This window comes from Stenotrophomonas sp. 3(2025) (assembly GCF_052665395.1).
Map to the genome: position 1 here is coordinate 17,137 of NZ_JBQOIF010000006.1, position 22,694 is coordinate 39,830.

The window sequence follows — 22,694 nt, forward strand, 5'->3', positions numbered from 1 at the left end:
AGTCGAATGAGGGAAAGGGGACGGAGTGTACTGGCAGGGGCTGGACAAAATCAAGCCAACCCCCACCGGACCCTTTAGGAATCAATCAGTTGAACCCGCATCCGGGGTCAACAGGGCCTGGATCAGGCCGGCATGGCGGACCTTCTGGGCGTCCCGGCGCAGGCGGCTGGCGGTGAAGATCGCGCACAGTTCGTCCACGGCGGTATCGAACACTTCGTTGACGATGACGTAGTCGAATTCGTTGAAGTGCAGCATTTCATCGCGGGCGGCGCCCAGGCGCTGGGCGATGACCGCCTCGCTGTCCTGGCCACGCTTGCGCATGCGGTCCTGCAGGGCCTGCTTGGACGGCGGCAGGATGAACACCGTCACCGTGCCCGGCACCAGCTGGCGCACCTGCTGCGCACCCTGCCAGTCGATTTCCAGCAGCACGTCCTGGCCGGCCGCCAGCTGCGGCTCCACCGACTGGCGGGCGGTGCCCTTCCAGTCGCCATGCACCCAGGCGTGTTCGAAGAAATCGCCGGCGGCGATCATTTCCTCGAACTTCTCGGCGCTGACGAAGTGGTAGTGCTGGCCGTTCACTTCACCCGGGCGCATGGCGCGCGAGGTGAACGAGATCGACAGGGCAATCTGCGGGTCGCGGGCCAGGGTGGCGTTGACGATGCTGCTCTTGCCGGCGCCGGAGGGAGCGGCAACGATGTACAGCGTGCCGCGTGCGATCGCGGCCGGGGGCGTGGAAATGCTCATTCGATGTTCTGCACCTGCTCGCGGATCTGGTCGATCAGCACCTTCAGCTCGACCGCGGCATTGGACGTGCGGCTGTCCACCGACTTGGAGCCAAGCGTGTTGGCCTCGCGATTGAACTCCTGCAGCAGGAAGTCCAGGCGGCGGCCGACCGGTTCACGCTGCTTGAGCACGCGGCGGATCTCGACGATATGGCTGGACAGGCGATCCAGCTCCTCGTCCACGTCCAGCTTCTGCAGCCACATCACCAGTTCCTGCTCGGCGCGGCCCGGATCAACCGGATGCGGCAGGTCGGCCAGGCGGGCGGCGAGCTTGGTGCGCTGGCCGTCGCGAATGGCGGGAATCAGCGTACGGACCTCCGCGGCGATGCGCTCGATGGCATCCACGCGCTCGGCGATGGCGGCGGCCAGCGTATTGCCCTCACGCTCGCGGGCGGCGATGAAGCCCTCCAGCACCTGGTCCAGCAGCGCCAGCGCTTCAATCTGCAGGGCTGCCGCATCGGTGGCCTCACCCTGGGTGACGCCCGGCAGCTGCAGCAGGTCGGTGAAGCTGACCTGCAGGTTGGGGAAATCGGAGGTCAGCCGGTGCGCCAGCTGGCCCAACTGGCCCAGCAGCACCTCGTTGACCTGCAGGCTGGCGGCCGAGTCCGGCGCGCGCAGGCGCATCACCAGATCCAGCTTGCCACGGCTCAGGCGTGCGGAAATGCGTTCGCGCAGCTGCGGTTCCAATGCGCGCAGTTCCTCGGGCAGGCGCGTGCCCACTTCCAGGAAGCGGTGGTTGACCGAGCGCAGCTCGCAGCCCAGCGTTCCCCACGGGGTGGAGCGCTCGCCGCCGGCATAGGCCGTCATGCTTCGAATCATGGATGTATCCGGTGCTTGCAAAGGGGGAATGGTACCCTAGCGGTCTCTTTTGAGCCCCTTTCCCCGCCCCGTGAAGGCCGCGGGGATGGTGGCGTACTCCCTTTCCCTACGGAACCTGCCCCATGTCCGATTTCCGCCCCAGTGGCCGTCAGCCCGATCAGCTGCGCCCGGTCGTCATCCAGCGCGGTTTCACCCGCCACGCCGAAGGTTCGGTGCTGGTCTGCTTCGGTGAAACCCGCGTGCTGTGCACGGCCAGCATCGAGAACCGGGTGCCGGGCTTCCTGCGTGGCAAGGGCGAAGGCTGGGTGACCGCCGAGTACGGCATGCTGCCGCGCGCCACCCACACCCGCAGCGACCGCGAAGCCGCACGTGGCAAGCAGGGCGGCCGCACGCTGGAGATCCAGCGCCTGATCGGCCGCAGCCTGCGCGCCTGCGTGGACCGCAACGCACTGGGCGAACGCACCATCACCCTGGACTGCGACGTGCTGCAGGCCGACGGCGGCACCCGTACCGCGGCCATCACCGGCGCCTACGTGGCCCTGGTCGATGCGGTGAACGTGCTGATGAAGCGTGGCGACATCAAGCGCAACCCGATCCTCGGCGCGGTGGCGGCGGTGTCGGTCGGCGTCTACCGCGGCACCCCGGTGCTGGACCTGGACTACGCCGAAGACAGCGACTGCGACACCGACATGAACGTGGTGATGAACGACGGCGGCGGTTTCATCGAACTGCAGGGCACCGCCGAAGGCCATGCCTTCCGTCGTGACGAACTCGATGCGCTGCTGGGCCTGGCCGAGAAGGGCGTGACCGAGCTGCTGGCCGCGCAGCAGGCAGCGCTGTCGGCATGAACCGGCGCATCGCCCTGACCACCCTGGTGGTGGCCGACTATGACGAGGCCATTGCCTGGTACACCGGCAAGCTCGGCTTCCAGCTGCTGGACGACATCGACCAGGGCAGCAAGCGCTGGGTAGTGGTCGGCCCGACCGACGGCAGCGCTGCCGCCCTGCTGCTGGCCCGCGCCAGCGACGACGAGCAGCGCAGCCGCATCGGCAACCAGACCGGTGGCCGCGTCGGCTTCTTCCTCAATACCGATGACTTCCGCCGCGACCACGCGGCGATGCTGGCTGCCGGTGTCCAGTTCCTGGAAGAACCGCGCGAAGAACCCTACGCCACGGTCGCGGTGTTCCGCGACCTGTATGGCAACACCTGGGACCTGTTGGAGCCCCACTGATGAAGAAGCTTGTCCTGGCCAGCCACAACGCTGGCAAGCTGGTGGAAATGCAGGAAATCCTCGCCGATCTGCCGCTGCAGATCACTTCGGCCGCCGAACTGGGCCTGGGCGATGTGGAAGAGACCGGCCTGACCTTCGTCGAGAACGCGCTGCTGAAGGCACGCGCCGCCTGCGAAGCGACCGGCCTGCCGGCGCTGGCCGATGATTCGGGCCTGATTGTCGATGCCCTCGGCGGTGCACCGGGCCTGTACAGCGCGCGCTATGCCGGTCACCCGACCAATGCGGCGGCCAACAATGCCAAGCTGCTGGAAGCGATGGCCGACATCGCCGATGGCCAGCGCAGCGCCCGCTTCTACGCCGTGATCGTGCTGCTGCGCCATGCCACCGACCCGCAGCCGCTGATCTGCGAAGGCCGCTGGGAAGGTCAGATCATCCGCGAACTGCGCGGTACGAATGGGTTCGGCTACAACCCGGTGTTCCTGGACACCACCCACGGCCTGACCGCTGCGGAAATGGAACCGGCGTTGAAGAACGCCATCAGCCATCGCGCCATCGCCCTGCAGCAGCTCAAGCAGCAGCTCGCGGCCTGGCTCTGATACCCCACCCGATCGACACAGGGAAGCCGGCCAGCGGCCGGCACTACCGATGACCACCATGCCGCACGACCACGACCACGACCGTTGCAACCACCTGCCCGGCGAAGCCTGCGACCACGACGCACCACCGCGTCTGGTGCCACCGCCGCTGGCGCTGTACGTGCATCTGCCGTGGTGCGTGCGCAAGTGCCCGTACTGCGACTTCAACTCCCACCAGGCCAAGGGCGAACTGCCCTTCGATGCCTACATCGATGCGCTGGTGCGCGACCTCGACCAGGACCTGCCGCTGGTCTGGGGCCGGGTGGTCAGCAGCGTGTTCTTCGGGGGTGGCACGCCCAGCCTGTTCCCGCCCGAGGCGATCGACCGCTTCCTGCAGCAGGCAAGTGCCCGCCTGCGCTTTGCGCCGAATGCCGAGATCACCCTGGAAACCAACCCGGGCACCGCCGAGCACGGTCGCTTTGATCGTTACCGCGCGGCCGGGGTGAACCGCCTCAGCTTCGGCATCCAGAGTTTTGATGATGCCGCGCTGAAACGACTGGGCCGCATCCACGACAGTGTCGAGGCCGAGCGCGCGGTGAAGATGGCGCAGGACGCGGGCTACGACAACTTCAACATCGACCTGATGTACGCACTGCCGGAGCAGACCCTGGCCGGTGCCGAGGCCGACCTGGAACGCGCGTTCGCGTTGCAGCCGGCCCACATCTCGCACTACCAGCTGACCCTGGAACCGAACACCGTGTTCTTCGCGCGGCCGCCGCAGGGCATCCCCGATGAAGACCATGCCTGGGACATGCAGGAACACTGCCAGGCGCTGCTGGCGCAGGCCGGCTTCGGCCAGTACGAGGTGAGTGCCTATGCCCGCCCCGGCCGGCAGAGCGCGCACAACCTGAATTACTGGCGTTTTGGTGACTACCTGGGCATTGGTGCCGGCGCACACGGCAAGATCAGTTCCGGTGCCGAGGAACACGTGCTGCGACGCTGGAAGCACAAGCACCCGCAGACGTTCATGGATACGGCAGGCACGGCCGCATCGTTCGGCGGTGACGAAGTGATCGCCGCCGAGCGCCTGCCGTTCGAGTACATGCTCAACCTGCTGCGCCTGCACGAAGGGTTCAGCCTGCGCGACTTCGAATCGCGCACCGGCCTGGCCCGCAGCGTGCTGGACGCACCACTGCGCGAAGCAGTGCAGCGTGGCTGGCTGGTGGTGGCAGGCGGGCACGTGCAGCCGACCGAGCTGGGCCGGCGCTTCACCAACGATGTGGTCAGCCTGTTCCTGGAAGCATGATCCGCTGCGGCGCCGCCATCGAAGGCGGCCCTGAATGGATCCATCGCTAAAGTAGCGCCTTCACCGGCCGACACGGTAGATTCCAAGATCGATCCGCGGGAATCCGGACCCCCTCGCCGATGTCTGCTGTCTTTTCCCTTTCCAGTGCCGACACTGCCCGCCTGGCCGCGGCCGAGCTGCCGCCGCGTGTACGCGAGCTGCTGGGCGCGTTGATCGGCCTGTGCCGTCATGCCCTGACGGCACCGCTGATCCTGACCGTGGAAGCGCTGGAGCAGACCCTGCTGCATGACGCCGACCATGCCCGCAACCCGCAGCAGCAGGCCGACCTGCTGGCGCAGCGCGGCCAGCTGCATGCGTTCGCCGGCCACTTCAGCGACCGCATGCTCGATGCGCTGGCCGACGCGCTTGCACGGCTGCGTGAGCCGATTGCCCCGGTGGTGGCCGCCGCCCCCCCACCGCCCTTGATCGGCATGCTGGGGTTGAGCCTGGTCGCCGAGCATGAAGTCGACCGCGACCTGCTGCTGACCGAAATGGTGCGCCGGGAAACGCTGCGTTCGGCCAACGCCCTGAACCTGCTCGGCCAGCGCCTGGGTGTTGTCGCCGGTGCCCCGGCCTTTGAAGCCGATACCCTGCCGCTGGCCCCGCAGGCCCTGTGCGCGATGGTGCGCAAGCTGGCCGAACAGGATGCCCTCAGCGCCGAGGTGCAGATGGCGCTGTACCGCAGCTTCGAGCGGCAGGTGCTGGAGCGGCTGGGCGATGTGCTCGACCGCGCCAATGCGCTGCTGGCACAGCACGGCATCCTGCCGGGCCTGGTCTACACCCCGTACCTGGCACGTTCTTCGAGCACCCGCCGGATCATCACCCAGTCGGTCGGCAGCGGCCGCAGCGGGCGCCCGTCGCCGCGCGTGCCCACGCCGATGACCGGCTGGGGTGGCTCGGCACCGCCCGGCTCGTGGTCGACGTTGATGCAGGATGCCTTCGCCGACGCGGCTGCGCCCGGCGCGTCGGCCGGCATGACGGTAGCGGCCAGCAGCGTGCTGCACGAGATGTTGCAACAGGCGCGGCAGACCCCGCAGCCAGCGGCCGATCCAGCGGCACTGCCCAGTGCAGCGGTCGATGCCGTGCTGGCGCGCCTGCAGGGCCAGGCCAGCGCCGCCAGCGCCATGACCGATCTGCAGGCCGCGGTGGTCGCCCAGCTGCGCAGCGAACATGGCGCGCAGGCCACCCTTGGCAGCCACGACCGCGACAATCTCGATCTGCTGCGCCTGCTGCTGCAGCAGGTGCAGCAGCAGCAACGGCCGGACCCGGTGCCGGCCGCGCTGCTCGCGCGCCTGCAGGTACCGCTGGCGCGCGCAGCGATGGCCGATCCCGGGTTCTTCGTGCGCGACGAACATCCCGCACGCGAACTGCTCAACCATGTCGCTGAAGCCGGCGCCAGCTGGCTCGGCGATGACGATGTCGATCCGCAGCTGCTGCAGCGGCTGGCGCAGAGCGTGCAGGGCCTGCTCGGCCAGGATGCACGCACGCCCGAGGCTTTTGCCGCCGCCAACGACGAGATACAGCAGCACCAGCGTGCGGCCGCGCACCGCGCCGAACTGGCCGAGCGCCGACACGTGGAAGCCGCACGCGGCAAGGAGCGACTGGAACTTGCGCGACGCCAGGCCACTGCGCAGATCGACCAGTGCTGCGACACGCAGGAACCGCCGCGCTTCGTGCAGACACTGCTGCGCCAGGCGTGGGCAGATGCATTGACACTGACCCGCCTGCGCCACGGCGATGATTCGCCGCAATGGCAGGAGCGCCTGCAGCAGACCAAACGCATCGCGGCAATCACTGCCGAGGCCGCCAGCGAAAGCAGCGCGACCGACGCTGCGCTGGCTGCCGAGGTTGAATCGGCCCTGCTGCAGGTCGGCTACCACGCAGAGGAGGCGGCTGCCGTCGCGCGCCGCCTGTCCACGCCCGGTGGCGAAGACGAAAGCACCTCGCGCACCGAGCTCAGTGCACGCCTGAAGGCCCGTGCACGGCTGGGCGAACACACCGGCGCACAGGCCCTGGCAAGCGATGCGGCACCACGCAGCGAGGCCGAGGAGGCCAGTTACCAGCAGCTGTGCGCGCTGCCCTTCGGCAGCTGGTTCGATATCGACGATGGCGATGGCGAAGGCGCGCTGCGCCGCCAGCGCCTGTCCTGGTACAGCCTGCTGACCGGCCATGTGCTGTTGGTCAACGCGCGTGGGCAGAAGATCGGCGAAACCAGCCTGGATGCCCTCGCCCGGCAGATGGCCGCCGGACGCGCGCAGCTGGTCACCGAAGACAAGGGCCGTCTGGTCGATCGCGCCTGGCAGGCCAGCCTGAGCGCACTGCGCACGCTGGCCGGACGTCGCCCGCAGGAGCCCAACGCATGAGTACGCAACCGCCCGTTGATACCCGCCGCGCACCGCGCCGGCAGGTGTCCGATCTGGTACCGGTGACCGACCAGATGCGCGACAGCGTGGTCGGCCGGCTTGGCAACGTGTCCGAGACCGGCATGCTGATGCTGGCCAGCGCCGCGCTGCGCGACGACGCGCTGTATCAGCTGCGTTTCCCGTTGCCATTGGCCGATGGCCGCAGCGAGTGGATCGACGTCGGCGTACACCTGCTGTGGAGCGAACCGGCGCATGCACCCGGCCAGAGCTGGGCGGGCTTCCGCTTCCTGACCCTGTCACGCGAGCATCGGCAGCTGCTGCGCCGGTGGATCGGCGAAGACAGCGACGAGGCACCGGTTTCGACGGGCTGAGTGCCGGTTCCGGCACAGCGGATTGCGTCGGTATCCGGCAGAATCTAGGGCCGTTTTCCGTGTCGAGCCACCGCAATGATCCAGCAAGACCCCGGCGCCCTGTATCCCGACCACCTGGCCGTGCTGTGCCGACGCGCCGAGCAGGCGCTGGCCCGCGGCGGCTTCGACCACCTGGTGGTGCCCAGCGGCACCCTGCACTACCAGGTCTTCGACGATCGTGACTATCCATACGCGGTCAACCCGCAGTTCAAGGCCTGGCTGCCGCTGACCCGCGTGCCCAACAGCTGGATCGTGTTCACCCCGGGCAAGCGTCCGGCGGTGATCTTCCACCAGCCGTTCGACTACTGGCATGTGGTGCCGGATGCACCGAGCGGCTGGTGGGTCGAGCACTTCGACATCCACATCATCCGCACGCCGGACGAAGCGCTGGCACTGCTGCCGCCCGACCCGGCGCGCTGTGCGATCCTGGGTGAGCCGCAGAGCGCGCTGGGCGCGTATGTGCCCAACAATCCGCCGCCGGTGGTGAACTACCTGGAATGGCACCGCGGCAGCAAGACGGCGTACGAAATCGCCCTGATGCGCCAGGCGCAGGTGCTCGGCGTGCGCGGCCATCGCGCGGCCGAAGCGGCGTTCCGCAACGGCGCCGACGAGTTCAGCATCCACATGGCGTACTGCCAGGCCGTGGGCCAGGACGCCACCGAGCTGCCGTACGGCAACATCGTGGCCTTGAACGAGCATGCGGCGGTGCTGCATTACACCGAACTGGGCCGCAAGGCGCCGCAACCGCTGCGCAGCTTCCTGATCGATGCCGGCGCCAGCGCGCACGGCTATGCCAGTGACATCACCCGCACCTACGCCGCCGCCGGCCATGACGAATTCGCGGCGATGATCGACGCGGTCGATGCCGCGCAGCAGACGATGTGCGCGGCCGTGCGCCCGGGCTTCGACTACAAGCAGCTGCACGTGGATGCGCACCTGTCGCTGATGGGCGTGCTGAAGGACTTCGGCGTGATCAAGGTATCGCCGCAGACCGCGCTGGAAACCGGCGTCAGCGCCGCGTTCTTCCCGCATGGCATCGGCCACCTGATCGGCCTGCAGGTGCATGACGTGGCCGGTTTCGCGGCCAGCGATGAAGGCGGCCGCATCGAGCGTCCTGCTGGCCATCCGTACCTGCGCCTGACCCGCGTGCTGGAGCCGGGCATGGTGGTGACGATCGAGCCGGGCCTGTACTTCATCGACATGCTGTTGAACGAAGTGAAGGCCGCCGGTCATGGCGATGCAATCAACTGGGAGCGTGTGGACTTCTTCCGTCCGTACGGCGGCATCCGCATTGAAGACGAAGTGCTGTGCACTGATGGCGAAGCGGACAACCTGACGCGCCCGGTGTTTGCGGCGGCCAACGGCTGAGCCCCTCGTGGTTGGTCGCGAAATGCGTCCGGACTACGGAGACGTGGCCGGGCGGGTGAGCTGCGCAGGGGACGCCGTAAATACGTCCTTGTAGGCTCGGGCGCGCCATCCATGGCGCTTACGCCCCTGCGCAGCCCACCCGCCCGGCCACGGACAGTTTGCTGAGCGCGGCCAGCCACGGAAAAAAGAAAATGAAGATCAAAAGCGGGTCGCTTGCTGCGCTCGCTCCGTGTCGACCAAGGTCGACACCTACCAGTAGATCCACGCCATGCGTGGATGATTCATTCGATAGCTGACAGATGTGCCGACCAACGGTCGGCACCCACCAACAGCCACCGGCCAACTGTCGAAGGCGGGGTACTGTGGGTTTGCGGGGTGTGAGCCGCATGGATGCGGCGACCAAGCCTACAAGGACGTACTTGCGGCGGCCCCGCAAACCCACAGTACCCCGCCATCCCACCGAATGCCGCTGTTGCTGTTGCTGTTGCCGTTGCTCTGGCTTGTAGCGGGTGCAGGGCTGCAAGCCCTGCTGAAACACCCTTACCCCGCCATCAACGCTTCGATCTCGTCGGCGCTGCGTTCCAGGCCTTCGGTCAACACCCGATGCCCGTCGTCGGTGATCAGCACGTCATCCTCGGTGCGGATGCCAATGCCGCGCCAGCGCGGTTCCACCGTGGTGTCGTCCACGCCGATGTACAGCCCCGGCTCGATGGTGAACGCCATGCCCGGCTCCAGCAGGCGCGAATCGCCGGCCAGGCGGTAGTCACCCACGTCGTGCACATCCAGCCCGATCCAGTGCCCGGTCTTGTGCCGGTAGAAGCGCTGGTACAAGCCTTCGGTGAGATTCTTTTCCAGCGTGCCCTTCAACAGGCCCAACTGCAGCAACCCCTCGGTGAGGGTCTGCACCGCCAACAGATGGCCCATTTCGTACGCCACGCCCGGTTTGGCCTGAGCAAGCGCCGCCGCCTGCGCGGCACCCACCAGATCATGCAGCGCGCGCTGCTCGGCGCTGAAACGACCATTGACCGGGAACGTACGGGTGATGTCACTGGCGTAGCCGCGGTACTCGGCGCCGGCATCGATCAACACCAGTTCGCCGTCGCGCGAGCGTGCGTTGTTGTCGCGGTAATGCAGGATGCAGGCGTTGCGGCCGGCACCGACGATGCTGCAGTACGCAGGCACCGCGTCGTTGGCACGGAACACCCGCTCCAGTTCGGCCTGCAGTTCGTACTCGTGGATGCCCGCCTTCGCACCCTGCATGGCCGCGCGATGCGCCAGCACACTGATGTCGGCCGCACGCTGCATCAACGCCACCTCGGCACCGGACTTGAACAACCGCTGCTCGTGCAGCAGATGGCCCAATTCCAGGAACTCATGCGGCGGCTGCGCACCATGGCGCACCTGCGAACGTACGCGGTTCACCCAGCCGATCAGCTTCAGGTCGAAATCCGCATCGCGGCCGAAGTGGTAGTACACCCGCGAACGCCCTTCCAGCAGCCCCGGCAGGATGTCGTCCAGGTCGGTGATCGGGTAGGCATCGTCCATCGCGAACTGGGCCACCGCGCCTTCCTGCCCGGCGCGACCGCCATCCCAGGCTTCGCGCTCGGGATCGCGCTCGCGGCAGAACAGGATCGCTTCGCCGTGGCGACGGCCGGGAATCAGCACCAGTACCGCTTCCGGCTCCGGGAAGCCGCTCAGGTACTGGAAATCCGAATCCTGCCGGTACGGATAATGGGTATCGAGGCTGCGCACCTTCTCAGATGCCGCCGGCAGCACCAGGATCGCGTCTTCGCCTGCCATGTCCATCAACTGCCGGCGACGACGCTTGTACTCGCCGGCAGCGATGCCGGTGCGCTGCTTGATATCCATCAGTTCAGGCGCTGCCGATGGCGCGCGGCCAGCACCACGTCACCGTGCAGCAGCAGCACCGCCACGCGGATGAACTCCTCGATCTCCGACAGGGCTTCCTCGTCATCATCACCGCTGGCTTCGAAATCCTCGCTCGAGGCGCGGGCGAGGCTGGCCAGGTCGTTCAGCGCCTCCTCGCCTTCTTCGGACAGGGCCGGCCGGTGGCCGCCACTGCCCAGGCCGAAGCCGCCCAGGAAGGAACGGGTCCAGCTGAACATGGCGTCCGCCTGCGCGGCCACGTCGCTGCTGTCGGTCAACAGCAGCTCGAAGGCGAAGTCCCGGTCTTCCAGCTGCTTGATGGTGGCCTCCAGCAACTGCGCCAGCGCACTGCCGGCAGCCGCCTGCGGCAGCGTGTCGTCAGCCAGCACGCGCGCCGGCCAGTCATTGCCGGGGGCGCCGCCAGCGGCCAGCCAGCCGCACAGCCCGCCATGCAGCTCGGCAGCAGTGGCGCCCAGGCCCAGTTCCTGGCTGGCGCGGGTAACGTCGTCGACGGAGGGAAGTTCGGTCATCGTGCGGCTCGTTCGGAAGGGAAAACGGCAGAGCGCGCGCGCGCCCGTCAGCCGGGTAGTGTAGCAATGTGTCCGCCTGCTCTCCGTAGCAGCCGGGGCCTGCTGCGACAGTGCTTGACCGGCCTGACCCGGCTTGCCTATCGTGCGGGCATGGAACCCGCCGATCCCCTTGCCCAGCTGCAGGCCTTCGCCGCCCGTGTGGAGGCGTTGCTCGACCGCAACCTGCGGCTGGCCGAGGAGAACCGCAGCCTGCGCCACCAGCAGGAACAGCTGGTGGCCGAGCGCTCGACGCTGCTGGCCAAGAACGAGCAGGCGCGTTCGCGGGTGGAGGCGATGATCACCCGGCTCAAATCCCTGGAGCAGCACACATGAGTGCCGAACCGGTCAGCGTCCGTATCCTCGACCGTGAATACACGGTCGGCGTTGGTGGTGATGAACGCGACAGCCTGATGGCGGCGGCCCGCCTGCTGGACGCGCGCATGCGCGAGATCCGCGGCAGCAACCGGATGGCCGCGGTGGACCGCATCGCGGTGCTGGCCGCGCTCAACCTGGCACACGAACTGCAGCTGCTGCGCGATGAGAACGCCCGCCAGGCGGTCGCCCTGCAACAGACCCTGGCCGACCTGAACCGGCGCCTGGACCGGGCGATCGACAGCAGCACCTGAGATGGGCGCGGAATGCGCCTTCTCTTTTCTGAATTGGCACGCACTGTTGCCGACGAACGGCCTATCCAGATCACCCGCGGTAGCTATAATGGCCACGCGTTCTCTGCGGTACTCGACGGCATGTGCAAACATTCGCCTTGTCCCTTAAGAACGACACCGGGAGCGCGACAGCGCCGGGAGTGCAGGTCCGCCTTGCAGCGGGAAGCCCGATGGTTCTCCAGCGTTCCCACTTGAGCCCCCGGGTTCAAGGTCGTTTCGCATGCATCGACATTGCGGAGAATGCAATATTCCAGCAAGGGCGGCGTCTTCGGGCGTCGCCCTTGTTCTTTCCGGCACAATGACGGCTGATCCTTGCCGCACGCTGCCATGACCGACCCGCGACAGGCCCTGCGCCACGACCTGCGGCAACGCCGCCGCGACCTTTCCGCCCCCGCCCGTATCGCCGCTGCCGAATCGCTGGCCGATGCGCTGCTGGCGCTGCCGTTCGCCCCGCGCGAAGGCGCCGTGGCCGGCTACTGGGCGCTGGATGGCGAAATCGCCCTGCACCGCTGGCAACTGCAGTTGCCCGATCGCTTGACCTACTGCCTGCCGGTGCTGCACGGCGACGTGCTGCGCTTCGCGCCCTGGCGCCCCGGCCAACCGTTGACCAGCAACCGCTACGGCATTCCCGAACCGGACATCGCCCTCGAAGACACGCTGGAACCGGCGCAGATGGCCCTGGTGGTGACGCCGCTGGTGGGCTTCGACGCACGGTGCCGGCGGCTGGGCATGGGAGGTGGCTGGTATGATCGCAGCTTCGCCTTCCGCCATGATCGGCCGGCGCCACCCTGGCTGGTCGGCGCGGCATTCTCGGTGCAGCAGGTCGAGTCCTTGCCGGTGGCGTCCTGGGACGTGCCGGTGGATGCGATCTGCACTGAAGCCGGCACCCTGCTCCCTTCCGCTGCCCCCGTGAACGCATGACCGCCCGCAAGCGCTACTGGCTGATGAAGTCCGAACCGGACGCCTTTTCCATCGATGACCTGGCCAAGGTCAAGGTTGAACCCTGGAACGGCGTGCGCAACTACCAGGCGCGCAATTTCATGCGCGATGGCATGCAGGTCGGTGACGGCATCCTGTTCTACCACTCCAATACCAAGGTGCCCGGCATCGTCGGCCTGGCCACGGTGGCCAGCGCGGCCTACCCGGACGACACCCAGTTCGACCCGAAATCCGACTACCACGATCCCAAGAGCACGCGCGAGAACCCGCGCTGGATGCTGGTGGACGTGGCCTTCGACCGCAAGCTCAAGCAGGTGATCGCGCTGGACGAGATCAAGCTGCATGCCGAGGAACTCGGCGAAGGCTTCCCGCTGGTTGCCAAGGGCAACCGCCTGTCGGTGTTCCCGGTGACCGCTGCGCAGTGGAAGCTGCTGCTGTCGCTGGAAAAGAAATCCTGATTCCCTGCCTGAGAGCTCCCCGCAATGTCTGAAGCCAAGCGCCTGGCCGCCGAAAAGGCCATCGAGTACGTCGAAGACGGCATGATCGTCGGTGTCGGCACCGGTTCCACCGTCGCCTATTTCATCGATGCGCTGGCCCGCATCCAGCATCGCATCAAGGGTGCGGTGTCCAGTTCCGAACAGAGCACCGCGCGCCTGAAGCAGCATGGCATCGAGGTGATCGAGCTGAACCACACCGGCACCCTGTCGCTGTACGTGGATGGCGCCGACGAGTGCGATCCGAACAAGTGCCTCATCAAGGGCGGCGGCGCTGCGCTGACCCGCGAGAAGATCATCGCCGAGGCCAGCGAGCGCTTCGTCTGCATCGTCGACCCGAGCAAGCAGGTACCGGTGCTGGGCAGGTTCCCGCTGCCGGTGGAAGTGATCCCGATGGCACGCAGCCTGGTTGCCCGCCAGATCCGCGACATGACCGGCGGCCAGCCGACCTGGCGCGAGGGCGTGGTGACCGACAACGGCAACCAGATCCTGGACATCCACAACCTGCAGATCACCGATCCGGAAAAGCTCGAGCGTGAGCTCAACCAGCTGCCGGGCGTGGTCTGCGTCGGCCTGTTCGCACGGCGCCGTGCCGATGTGGTGATCGTCGGCGGCGAGCCGCCGATCGTGCTCTGACCCTTTCGAAGGACCCTGACGATGTCGTTGCTGCGCTCATTGCTGATGCTCCCGCTGCTGGCCCTGACCGGCTGCGCCACCGATGCTGCCCGCCACTGGGTGGAACTTGACGGTGCGCGCTATGACGTTGAACTGGCCACCAACGATGAAACCCGTGCGCGCGGGTTGATGTTCCGCGACAAGATGGCCGAGGACCACGGCATGCTGTTCGTGCATGACCGCGAGGAAATGCAGGCGTACTGGATGAAGAACACCAAGATCGCGCTGGACATCCTGTACTTCGACAGCGAGCGGCGGCTGGTGAGCCAGCAGCGCGATGTGCCGCCGTGCTCGGCCGGTGACATGTGCCCGCCCTACCCCAGCGGTGGCCCGGCACGCTTCGTGCTGGAACTCAATGCCGGCCAGGCGGAGAAGCTCAAGCTGAAGGATGGCACCGAGCTGATCTTCGGCCCCGGCATCGAAAAGTAGGGGGCGGCCGGGCTGCGCCCGGCACCCGCCGAATCAACATCAAAAGCAAGAGCTGGGTTATCGAGGCATGGTGGGGCGGTGTGGGCTTGCAGGACACGCCGTAAACCCATCCCTGGGGGCTCGTAGGCGCCATCCATGGCGCCTGCGGTCCTGCAACCACCTCTGACAGCTTCCTGCCGCTGTTGGTGGGTGTCGACCTTGGTCGACACGGTAGATCCACGCCATGCGTGGATGGGGAGACGTGGGGATGATGAATTCACGCCGCACTGCTTGAAACCGCCTGCGATTGCCGCCAGTCTGTGGACATGCAGGACCGGATCACACTCCCCGACTGGGATGCACTGGCCGACTTCGACGACGAGGCGCTGCCACTGCTGCCGACCGCGCTGCTGATCGCGCGCGATGAATATCCCGATCTGCAGCCGTCGACCTACGATGCGCTGGTGCAGAGCCACGTCGAGCACCTGCGTGCCGAGGTGGACAGCATCGAGCACAGCCCGCTGAAGATGGCGGCCATCAACCGGCATCTGTTCGATGAGCTGGGCTACAGCGGCGACCACCAGGAGTACTACGACCCGCGCAACAGCTACCTCAACCAGGTCTTCGAGCGCCGTCTGGGCAATCCGATCTCGCTGGCACTGGTGCAGATGGAGGTGGCGCGACGGCTGGGCATTCCATTGGACGGCGTGTCATTCCCCGGTCATTTCCTGGTGCGCCTGCCGGTTGACGATGGCGTGCTGGTGATGGACCCGTTCAATGGGGGCCGGCCGCTGGACGTGGACGAACTGCGCGAACGCGCCAAATCGCACCTGGGCGGGCAGATGCCCGACGACCAGGTGCTGGCGCAGATCCTCGATCCTGCACCGAGCCGCGCGATCCTGATCCGCATGCTGCGCAACCTGCATGGGGTCTATGCCGAGGCCAGCGAGTGGGATCGTGCCGCGCGCAGTGCCGACCGCCTGCTCAAGCTTGCCCCCGAACAGGACGATGCCCTGCGTGATCGCGGCCTGGCCTACCTGCAGCTGGACTACCTGGCCGGCGCACGCAACGACCTGGGCCTGTACCTCAAGCGCAACCCCGAGGCCAGCGACGCGCAATGGCTGCGCGAGAAGCTGATCGACCTGGGCGGACCGGTACCGCGGCTGCATTGAGGTTGTCCGGTGTGCGGACCAACGGTCCGCACCCACCGCCAACGGTCCGCACCCACCGCCAACGATCCGCCCCACCGGTAGCGCCGGGCCATGCCCGGCGGCGATTGCGATCAATCGATCTCGACCATCTCGAAATCGTCCTTGGTCACACCGCAATCCGGGCAGGTCCAGGTCTCGGGGATGTCTTCCCAGCGCGTGCCCGGGGCGATGCCCTCTTCCGGCAGCCCATCCGCTTCGCGGTACAGGAATCCGCAGACCACGCACATCCAGGTACGCAGGGTGGTGGGGGTGGCTTCGCTCATCGGATAATCAGGGCTGGATTCACGGGCCGCCATTGTCCCATCGCGGTCCACTCACCGGTAGCCATCGATGCCTTCTGCTTCCCCGGCGCCCCGCGGCGTCTACCTGATCACCCCGGATGAACCCGATACCGCACGCCTGCTGGCGCGCACCGCGCCGCTGCTCGCCGCCGGCGCCACCTGGCTGCAGTACCGCAACAAGACCGCCAGCGATGCCCTGCGGCGGGAACAGGCCACGGCGCTGCAGGCCTTGTGCGCCGCCCACGGCGTGCCGCTGATCGTCAACGACGACCCGGCGCTTGCCCAGGCCATCGGCGCGGCCGGCGTGCACCTGGGCGGCACCGACGGTGACATCGGCGCCGCACGCAGCCTGCTCGGCCCGGACGCCATCATCGGCGCCTCCTGCTACGACCAGCTGGCCAACGCCGAGCGTGCCGTGGCGGCCGGCGCCAGCTACGTGGCCTTCGGCGCGTTCTTCCCCACCACCACCAAGGTCACCAGCAGCCGCGCCCACCCCGACCTGCTGCGGCAAAGCGCCGCACTGGGCGTGCCGCGGGTGGCGATTGGTGGCCTGAGCCCGGACAATGTCGGTCCCATCATCGATGCCGGCGCCGACTTGCTGGCCGTGGTCAGCGGCATCTACGCCGCGCAGGACCCGGTCGCGACCCAGCGCGCCTACCTCGCCCGATTCGATACGCAGCAGTAACCCCCAGGAAACCCCATGAACCACGACCAGTCCCACGCCCTGTTCTCCCGCGCCCAGCAATTGCTGCCTGGCGGCGTCAACTCACCGGTGCGCGCGTTCAAGTCGGTCGGCGGCGAACCCTTCTTCGTCGAGCGCGCTGACGGCGCCTACCTGTACGACGTCGACGGCAACCGCTATATCGACTACGTGGGATCGTGGGGCCCGATGATCGTCGGCCACAACCACACCGCCGTACGCCAGGCGGTGAAGAAGGCGATCGACAACGGCCTGTCCTTCGGTGCGCCGTGCGCAGCGGAAGTGACCATGGCCGAGACCATCACCCGGCTGGTGCCGTCGTGCGAGATGGTGCGCATGGTCAACTCCGGTACCGAAGCCACCCTGTCGGCGATCCGCCTGGCGCGCGGTGCCACCGGCCGCAGCTGCATCGTCAAGTTCGAAGGCTGCTACCACGGCCACGGCGACTCGTTCCTGGTCAAGGCCGGCAGCGGCATGCTGACCCTGGGCGTGCCGACCTCGCCCGGCGTGCCGGCCGGCCTGAGCGAACTGACCCTGACCCTGCCCTACAACGACTTCGAGGCGGCCACCGCCCTGTTCGACGCACGCGGCAGCGAGATCGCCGGCCTGATCATCGAGCCAGTAGTGGGCAACGCCAACTGCATTCCGCCCCGCGAAGGCTACCTGCAGCACCTGCGCGCGCTGTGCACGCAGCATGGCGCGCTGCTGATCTTCGACGAAGTGATGACCGGTTTCCGCGTTGCCCTTGGCGGTGCGCAGGCGCACTACGGTATCCGCCCGGACCTGACCACCTTCGGCAAGATCATCGGTGGCGGCATGCCGGTGGGCGCCTACGGCGGCCGCCGCGAGCTGATGCAGCAGATCGCGCCCGCTGGCCCGATCTACCAGGCCGGCACGCTCAGCGGCAACCCGGTGGCAATGGCCGCCGGCCTGGCCATGCTGGAGCTGATCCAGCAGCCGGGTTTCCACGACGATCTGAGCGCGCGCGCCGCACGCCTGTGCGCGGGGCTGGAAGCTGCCGCCGCCGATGCGGGCGTGGCGGTGACCACCACCCAGGTGGGCGCGATGTTCGGGCTGTTCTTCACCGCTGAGAAGGTGGAGACCTACGCCCAGGCCACGGCCTGTGACATCCCGGCGTTCAACCGCTTCTTCCACGCGATGCTGGACCAGGGTGTGTTCCTGGCACCGTCGGCGTACGAGGCCGGCTTCCTGTCCAGCGCGCACGACGATGACGTGATCGAGGCCACGCTGGCAGCGGCACGCGTGGCGTTCAGGGCGGCCAAGGGCTGAACCCCGGCCTGGTAGGTGCCGACCGTGGTCGGCACTGCCTGCCCTCATCCACGCATGGCGTGGATCTACTGGATCGATGTGCTTCATCCACGCATGGCGTGGATCTACTGGATCGATGTGCTTCATCCACGCATGGCGTGGATCTACCGAGCTGCGTCTCTGGAGTAGAGCCACGCCATGCGTGGCTGCTGCGCACTCAACCGAAGACGAACTTGCCCTTCATCATCGCGAAGTGGCCGGGGAACGAGCAGAAGAAGGTGTAATCGCCGCCCTTCTGCATGCCTTTCGTGGAAAAACGCACGCGGGCGGTCTCGCCACCACCGATCACCTTGGTGTGGGCCAGCACGCGCTTGTCGGCCTTCGGCAGGTAGCTGTCGGCCAGGGTCATGCGCATGCCTGCCATCGCCACCGGCTGGTAGTCGGCGGTGCGGGTCAGCACCCAGTTGTGGCCCATCGCGGTGGCGGCCAGCCTGCCGGTGTGGCGCAGGGTCAGGTCGATTTCGCTGCAATCGGCGGCCACCTTGATCTCCCGGCTGCTGAAGCTCATCTGGTCGGTGCTGTCGATGCTTACCGCACATACGCGCGCCATCGCCGATGGCGCCAGCATCAGCGCACCCAGCCCCACCGCTACCGTCCAAGCCTTCATCGTCGCGTCTCCTGCAGGTTCGGTGGTCATTCTAGGCAGACACCTGGCCACCCGGCTGCGACCGTGTGTCGCAGGGGGTGGTCCAGGGTTTGCGCGGGGATACGGCAATGGCATGCTCGACCGATGCGGATCGATCTTCTCCTGCTCGATGTTGATGGCGTGCTGCTGCACTACCAGCGCGCACAGCGCGTGCTGCATCTGGCGCAGACGCTGGGCGTGCCGACCGCGCACGTGCAGGCCGCGCTGTACGACAGCGGGCTCGAAGCGGCGCACGACAGCGGCACGCTGGATGGCGCGCGCTATCTGGCCCAGCTGGGCGAGCGGCTCGGCACAACAGTAACGCTGCACACCTGGATCGCCGCACGACACGCGGCCAGCCACCCGCAACACGCCGTGCTGCAACGGTTGCATGCCCTGCAGGTGCCGATGGCGGTGCTGACCAACAATGGTGCCTTGATGACGCAGGCGCTGCCGACGCTGCTGCCGGAGCTGTATCCCATGCTGCACGGCCGGTTGTTCTGCAGCGCGGACTTCGGCCTGCGCAAGCCGGCGCCGGAGGTGTTCCTGCGCACGCTCGCAGCCCTCGAGGTGGCACCGGCGCACACGCTGTTCGTCGATGACCTGTTTGTAAACGTGCGCGGTGCACGCGCAGCGGGCCTGCACGCGGAAACCGTGCAGGACGGACGCGGACTGGGAAAGGTGCTGAAGCGCTACGGGGTGCGGTAGCGCCGGGCCGTGCCCGATGAGCGCAGCGCAAAAGCAACGCCGGGCATGGCCCGGCGCCACCTTGGTAATGATCAGCGCGCTGCGACGAACGCGGCAATCGCCGCACGCAGGCGCTTGAGGCCTTCGGCCACTTCTTCGTCGGTGATGTTCAGCGACGGCACGAAGCGCAGCACGTCCGGGCCAGCCTGCAGGGTCAACAGGCCCTGCTCCGCAGCGTGGTCGAGGATGGCACCGGCCTGGCCAGCGAACGCCTTGCTCAGCACCGCACCCAGCATCAGGCCGCGACCGCGCACCTCGCTGAACACCTTGAACTCGTCGTTGATGCGGGCGAACCCATCGCGCAGCGCCTTCGACTGGCGGCTGACATTGGCCGCGATCTCGGCCGAGGCCAGCTTGCGCAGCGCCACGCGGGCGACGGCCGCGGCCAGCGGATTGCCGCCGAAGGTGGTGCCGTGGGCACCGAACTGCATGGTCTCGGCCACCTTCGGGCCGGCCAGCATCGCGCCGATCGGGAAACCACCGCCCAGTGCCTTGGCCAGGGTCACCATGTCCGGCACCACGTCATCCTGCCAATGCGCGAACAAGGTACCGGTACGGCCCATGCCGGCCTGGATCTCGTCCAGCACCAGCAGTGCGTTGTGCTGGTCGCACAGTTCGCGCACGCGCTTGAGGAACCCGGACCTGGCCGGCATCACCCCGCCCTCGCCCTGGATCGGCTCCAGCATCACCGCCGCCACGTCGCCAGCGGCCATCGCCGTTTCCAGCTGCACCTCATCGTTGAAGTCGATGTAGCGGAAGCCCCCCGGCAGCGGCTCGTAGCCTTCCTGGTACTTCGGCTGCGCGGTGGCGGTCACCGCGCCCATGGTGCGGCCGTGGAAGCTGCCGCGGAAGGTGATGATCACGCGCTTGTCGGCCGGGCGACCCTGGCTGGAGGCCCACTTGCGGACCATCTTGATCGCCACTTCGTTGGCTTCGGCGCCGGAGTTGCACAGGAACACGCGCTCGGCGAAGCGGCTGGCCTTCACCAGTTCCTCAGCCAGGTGCAGCGGCGGCGCGCTGTAGAACACGTTGCTGGTGTGCCAGAGCTTGCCGGCCTGTTCGACCAGCGCGGCGACCAGGTCCGGGTCGTTGTGGCCCAGGCCGCACACGGCAATGCCCGCGGCCAGGTCGATGAACTCACGCCCCTGGCTGTCCCACACGCGGGCGCCCTGGCCTCGCTCCAGCACCACCTGGCGGGGCTTGTACACCGGCAGGTAGTAGTGCGACAGGGAGATCAGCGGATCGGTAGCGGCGGTCATGGCGGTCAGCAGGGTTCAGGAATGCCCATTCTCGCGCTGGAACCCGTGCGGCACAATGCACGCATGCGACCGTTTTCCGCCCCCCAGCTGAACCCCGCCACCGAGACCGGCTGGCGCCGCCGGTGGTTCGACATCATCTACCGCCACGACAGCCGGCCCTCGCGCAATTTCGACCTGCTGCTGGTCTACGCGATCATCGCCAGCGTGCTGGTGGTGATGTTCGACAGCGTGCAGCGCTTCCACATCGCGCATGCCGACTGGCTGTACGTGCTGGAATGGGGGTTCACGATACTGTTCACCGCCGAATACGTGCTGCGGCTGGCGGTGGTCAAGCGCCCGCTGCGCTATGCGGTGAGCATCTGGGGCATCATCGACCTGGCCTCGATCCTGCCGACCTACCTGTCGCTGTTCATTCCCGGTGCGCAGAGCCTGCTGGTGGTGCGCGCACTGCGCATCCTGCGCGTGTTCCGCATCCTCAAGCTGACCCGCTACATCGAAGAAAGCGGCGTGCTGATGCAGTCGCTGTGGCGCAGCCGGCGCAAGATCCTGCTGTTCCTGTTCACGGTGGTCACCATCACCATCATCGCCGGCACGCTGATGTACGTGATCGAGGGACCGAACCATGGCTTCACCAGCATTCCCAGCAGCATGTACTGGGCGGTGGTGACGATGGCCACGGTCGGCTTCGGCGACATCGTGCCGCAGACCGTGCTCGGCCGCTTCGTCACCTCGGTGCTGATCCTGATCGGTTACAGCATCATCGCCGTGCCCACCGGCATCTACACCGCCGAACTGGCCAGCACCATGCGCGATGCCGAACTGGCCGCGCGCCGCGATGCACGTGGCTGCCCGCACTGCGGGCTGGAAGGCCACGAGCCGGATGCACGGCACTGCCGCAAGTGCGGCGGGCAGCTGCCGGACACGTTCAGCCACTGATGATGAGGCCGGACGGCGGCCGGCCCCACCGAAGCCAGCACAGTAGATCCACGCCATGCGTGGATGAAGCCTCACCAAAGGCACACAGCAGATCCGCGCGATGGACGAATGCGGCATCCCGCATCCATCCATCGCAGTCGACCGACTGGCTCAATTCATGCGATTGCTGGTGGTCACCAGATCGTTGTAGGCGGCCATCACTGCCGCCTCCGAGCCCGCAGGCGCCGATCCGACACGGCCACTGGATGTCCGTTCTTCCTCGCGCTCACGTTCGGTGAATGCCTTGCCTGATGCAAGGCGCTCGACGCGGCGCCCGGCATCCCGGATCAGCACGTCCGTCGACCGCTGCACATGTGCCCACAGCGGGTTGTCCTTGCCCACCCCTGCATCCTGCATTTCCTTCACCAGCGCTTGGTAGTCGGCCAGCTGCGTGCGCGCCACCTGCAGGTCCGGCGCCTCTCCCTGCAGCGACAGTGCCAGGCGCTTGCCGTCACCGATCATGCGCAGGTGGTAGTACGCCAGTGAACGACCTTCGTCCGCTTCGATCTGCTTGAGCTGCGCGGCACGGCGTTGCTCCTCGTTCTTCTCCAGCGCCGCGTCCAGGGCCTCGCTGGCCTTGAAGAAGTCAGCGTAGGCCTGCATCAGCGGCGCATGCTGGGCGCGCATCCCTTCGCCGTTGTCGCGCCGATAGTCCTCACGGGTGAAATAGCCATCAGCGCGTTCGATCAGCGCATACAACGACTGGAAGGCCGTCTGGTACTGCCGCACCGGCTCATCCAGCGGCGTGGCCGGCGTCCGGGCCAATGCATCGGTCAGCGGTTGGCCACAGTACTCAACACGATGCGACAGCACCTTGCCCGGCGAGCGCGGCTGCGCTTCCTTGCCCGTCGGCCCCGCTTCGGGATCCTTGATCCAGGCGGTATAGGTCTGGAAACCCGCCTGGATGGGCTGTTCGACGCCGTTGTAGCACTCGATGTAGGCGTTGATCTTCTGCAGGCCCGGATCGGCCACAGGCATTCCTGTCGAACCGTTGCAACCAGCGAGGGCGGCGGCAGCGCCGAGCATGAGCAGAGAAA

26 protein-coding genes and 1 other RNA gene are annotated in these 22,694 nt (G+C 67.3%); 19 read left to right on the forward strand and 8 right to left on the reverse strand.

Translation table 11 applies throughout. The annotated features are described in order from the left end of the window. Window positions 1–81: 81 nt before the first annotated feature. Entirely contained in the window at window positions 82–744 is a 663-nt protein-coding gene (gene gmk, locus ACUXVE_RS06410; protein ID WP_032976987.1) for a guanylate kinase, read from the reverse strand. Continuing rightward, a complete protein-coding gene (locus ACUXVE_RS06415; protein ID WP_093817918.1) occupies window positions 741–1,601 on the reverse strand; it encodes a YicC/YloC family endoribonuclease in 861 nt (286 codons plus the stop codon). The genes gmk and ACUXVE_RS06415 overlap by 4 nt, the downstream gene beginning before the upstream one ends. Before the next feature lie 122 nt (window positions 1,602–1,723). Between ACUXVE_RS06415 and rph the strand changes: the two genes are divergently transcribed. The 7 genes from rph to pepQ all read left to right on the forward strand — a co-directional run bounded on the left by rph (window position 1,724) and on the right by pepQ (window position 8,893). Next, window positions 1,724–2,449: a ribonuclease PH gene (gene rph / locus ACUXVE_RS06420; RefSeq protein WP_025874210.1), complete on the forward strand. Its 726-nt coding sequence runs from the start codon at window positions 1,724–1,726 to the stop codon at window positions 2,447–2,449. Then, window positions 2,446–2,832, forward strand: coding sequence for a VOC family protein (locus ACUXVE_RS06425; RefSeq protein ID WP_445514043.1), 387 nt, complete (start codon window positions 2,446–2,448; stop codon window positions 2,830–2,832). Before rph ends, ACUXVE_RS06425 begins: the two co-directional genes overlap by 4 nt. Further along, window positions 2,832–3,428 carry an RdgB/HAM1 family non-canonical purine NTP pyrophosphatase gene (gene rdgB / locus ACUXVE_RS06430; RefSeq protein WP_080150629.1) on the forward strand — a complete coding sequence of 199 codons (597 nt, stop codon included), beginning with the start codon at window positions 2,832–2,834 and terminating at the stop codon, window positions 3,426–3,428. Before ACUXVE_RS06425 ends, rdgB begins: the two co-directional genes overlap by 1 nt. A gap of 58 nt (window positions 3,429–3,486) precedes the next feature. After that, window positions 3,487–4,713 carry a radical SAM family heme chaperone HemW gene (hemW, locus tag ACUXVE_RS06435; RefSeq protein WP_261311977.1) on the forward strand — a complete coding sequence of 409 codons (1,227 nt, stop codon included), beginning with the start codon at window positions 3,487–3,489 and terminating at the stop codon, window positions 4,711–4,713. Window positions 4,714–4,832: 119 nt separating this feature from the next. Beyond that, window positions 4,833–7,115: a DUF1631 family protein gene (locus ACUXVE_RS06440; RefSeq protein ID WP_445514044.1), complete on the forward strand. Its 2,283-nt coding sequence runs from the start codon at window positions 4,833–4,835 to the stop codon at window positions 7,113–7,115. After that, the gene (locus ACUXVE_RS06445; RefSeq protein ID WP_025874204.1) at window positions 7,112–7,486 is read left to right on the forward strand and encodes a PilZ domain-containing protein; all 375 of its coding nucleotides are present in this window, start codon (window positions 7,112–7,114) and stop codon (window positions 7,484–7,486) included. Before ACUXVE_RS06440 ends, ACUXVE_RS06445 begins: the two co-directional genes overlap by 4 nt. A 75-nt stretch (window positions 7,487–7,561) precedes the next feature. Then, a complete protein-coding gene (pepQ, locus tag ACUXVE_RS06450) occupies window positions 7,562–8,893 on the forward strand; it encodes a Xaa-Pro dipeptidase (RefSeq protein ID WP_093817923.1) in 1,332 nt (443 codons plus the stop codon). A 540-nt stretch (window positions 8,894–9,433) separates the two neighbouring features. Here pepQ and ACUXVE_RS06455 read toward each other — a convergent pair. Both ACUXVE_RS06455 and ACUXVE_RS06460 read right to left on the reverse strand, forming a co-directional pair. Then, complete coding sequence (locus ACUXVE_RS06455; RefSeq protein WP_445514104.1) at window positions 9,434–10,756, reverse strand: aminopeptidase P N-terminal domain-containing protein; 1,323 nt, start codon at window positions 10,754–10,756, stop codon at window positions 9,434–9,436. Window positions 10,757–10,761: 5 nt separating this feature from the next. Next, entirely contained in the window at window positions 10,762–11,310 is a 549-nt protein-coding gene (locus ACUXVE_RS06460) for a UPF0149 family protein (RefSeq protein WP_445514045.1), read from the reverse strand. 150 nt (window positions 11,311–11,460) lie between these two features. Here ACUXVE_RS06460 and ACUXVE_RS06465 point away from each other — a divergent pair, with 150 nt between their 5' ends. The 8 genes from ACUXVE_RS06465 to ACUXVE_RS06500 all read left to right on the forward strand — a co-directional run bounded on the left by ACUXVE_RS06465 (window position 11,461) and on the right by ACUXVE_RS06500 (window position 15,702). Beyond that, window positions 11,461–11,682 (forward strand): TIGR02449 family protein, encoded by a 222-nt coding sequence (locus ACUXVE_RS06465; protein WP_049469000.1) that lies wholly within the window; start codon window positions 11,461–11,463, stop codon window positions 11,680–11,682. Further along, window positions 11,679–11,975 (forward strand): cell division protein ZapA, encoded by a 297-nt coding sequence (locus tag ACUXVE_RS06470; protein WP_025874199.1) that lies wholly within the window; start codon window positions 11,679–11,681, stop codon window positions 11,973–11,975. The genes ACUXVE_RS06465 and ACUXVE_RS06470 overlap by 4 nt, the downstream gene beginning before the upstream one ends. A 97-nt stretch (window positions 11,976–12,072) precedes the next feature. Beyond that, window positions 12,073–12,258, forward strand: a non-coding RNA gene (gene ssrS / locus ACUXVE_RS06475) — 6S RNA. Window positions 12,259–12,341: 83 nt separating this feature from the next. Next, the gene (locus ACUXVE_RS06480) at window positions 12,342–12,935 is read left to right on the forward strand and encodes a 5-formyltetrahydrofolate cyclo-ligase (protein WP_032976727.1); all 594 of its coding nucleotides are present in this window, start codon (window positions 12,342–12,344) and stop codon (window positions 12,933–12,935) included. After that, complete coding sequence (locus ACUXVE_RS06485) at window positions 12,932–13,411, forward strand: EVE domain-containing protein (RefSeq protein ID WP_025874197.1); 480 nt, start codon at window positions 12,932–12,934, stop codon at window positions 13,409–13,411. Before ACUXVE_RS06480 ends, ACUXVE_RS06485 begins: the two co-directional genes overlap by 4 nt. 24 nt (window positions 13,412–13,435) lie before the next feature. Further along, the gene (gene rpiA / locus ACUXVE_RS06490) at window positions 13,436–14,083 is read left to right on the forward strand and encodes a ribose-5-phosphate isomerase RpiA (protein WP_049469006.1); all 648 of its coding nucleotides are present in this window, start codon (window positions 13,436–13,438) and stop codon (window positions 14,081–14,083) included. 21 nt (window positions 14,084–14,104) lie between these two features. Further along, window positions 14,105–14,551 carry a DUF192 domain-containing protein gene (locus tag ACUXVE_RS06495; protein ID WP_140225571.1) on the forward strand — a complete coding sequence of 149 codons (447 nt, stop codon included), beginning with the start codon at window positions 14,105–14,107 and terminating at the stop codon, window positions 14,549–14,551. A 305-nt stretch (window positions 14,552–14,856) separates the two neighbouring features. Then, the gene (locus ACUXVE_RS06500) at window positions 14,857–15,702 is read left to right on the forward strand and encodes a SirB1 family protein (RefSeq protein ID WP_025874194.1); all 846 of its coding nucleotides are present in this window, start codon (window positions 14,857–14,859) and stop codon (window positions 15,700–15,702) included. Window positions 15,703–15,812: 110 nt separating this feature from the next. Here the strand turns inward: ACUXVE_RS06500 and ACUXVE_RS06505 are convergent, their stop codons facing one another. Next, window positions 15,813–16,037 carry a rubredoxin gene (locus ACUXVE_RS06505; protein WP_025874193.1) on the reverse strand — a complete coding sequence of 75 codons (225 nt, stop codon included), beginning with the start codon at window positions 16,035–16,037 and terminating at the stop codon, window positions 15,813–15,815. A 34-nt stretch (window positions 16,038–16,071) separates the two neighbouring features. On the opposite strand from ACUXVE_RS06505, the gene thiE reads away from it, so the two are divergent. Together thiE and hemL are read left to right on the forward strand one after the other, a co-directional pair. Beyond that, window positions 16,072–16,707 (forward strand): thiamine phosphate synthase, encoded by a 636-nt coding sequence (thiE, locus tag ACUXVE_RS06510; RefSeq protein WP_445514046.1) that lies wholly within the window; start codon window positions 16,072–16,074, stop codon window positions 16,705–16,707. Between the two features lie 15 nt (window positions 16,708–16,722). Then, entirely contained in the window at window positions 16,723–18,012 is a 1,290-nt protein-coding gene (gene hemL, locus ACUXVE_RS06515) for a glutamate-1-semialdehyde 2,1-aminomutase (protein WP_445514047.1), read from the forward strand. Window positions 18,013–18,208: 196 nt separating this feature from the next. Here hemL and azu read toward each other — a convergent pair whose 3' ends face one another. Beyond that, entirely contained in the window at window positions 18,209–18,658 is a 450-nt protein-coding gene (gene azu, locus ACUXVE_RS06520) for an azurin (protein ID WP_025874190.1), read from the reverse strand. Between the two features lie 123 nt (window positions 18,659–18,781). On the opposite strand from azu, the gene ACUXVE_RS06525 reads away from it, so the two are divergent. Continuing rightward, a complete protein-coding gene (locus ACUXVE_RS06525; protein ID WP_445514048.1) occupies window positions 18,782–19,384 on the forward strand; it encodes an HAD-IA family hydrolase in 603 nt (200 codons plus the stop codon). Window positions 19,385–19,455: 71 nt separating this feature from the next. Here the strand turns inward: ACUXVE_RS06525 and ACUXVE_RS06530 are convergent, their stop codons facing one another. Further along, complete coding sequence (locus tag ACUXVE_RS06530) at window positions 19,456–20,682, reverse strand: acetylornithine transaminase (RefSeq protein WP_093817931.1); 1,227 nt, start codon at window positions 20,680–20,682, stop codon at window positions 19,456–19,458. 63 nt (window positions 20,683–20,745) lie between these two features. Here ACUXVE_RS06530 and ACUXVE_RS06535 point away from each other — a divergent pair, with 63 nt between their 5' ends. Continuing rightward, window positions 20,746–21,618 carry an ion transporter gene (locus ACUXVE_RS06535; protein WP_093818214.1) on the forward strand — a complete coding sequence of 291 codons (873 nt, stop codon included), beginning with the start codon at window positions 20,746–20,748 and terminating at the stop codon, window positions 21,616–21,618. Between the two features lie 150 nt (window positions 21,619–21,768). Here the strand turns inward: ACUXVE_RS06535 and ACUXVE_RS06540 are convergent, their stop codons facing one another. Further along, window positions 21,769–22,635 (reverse strand): YiiG family protein, encoded by an 867-nt coding sequence (locus ACUXVE_RS06540; protein WP_445514049.1) that lies wholly within the window; start codon window positions 22,633–22,635, stop codon window positions 21,769–21,771. Window positions 22,636–22,694: the final 59 nt, after the last annotated feature.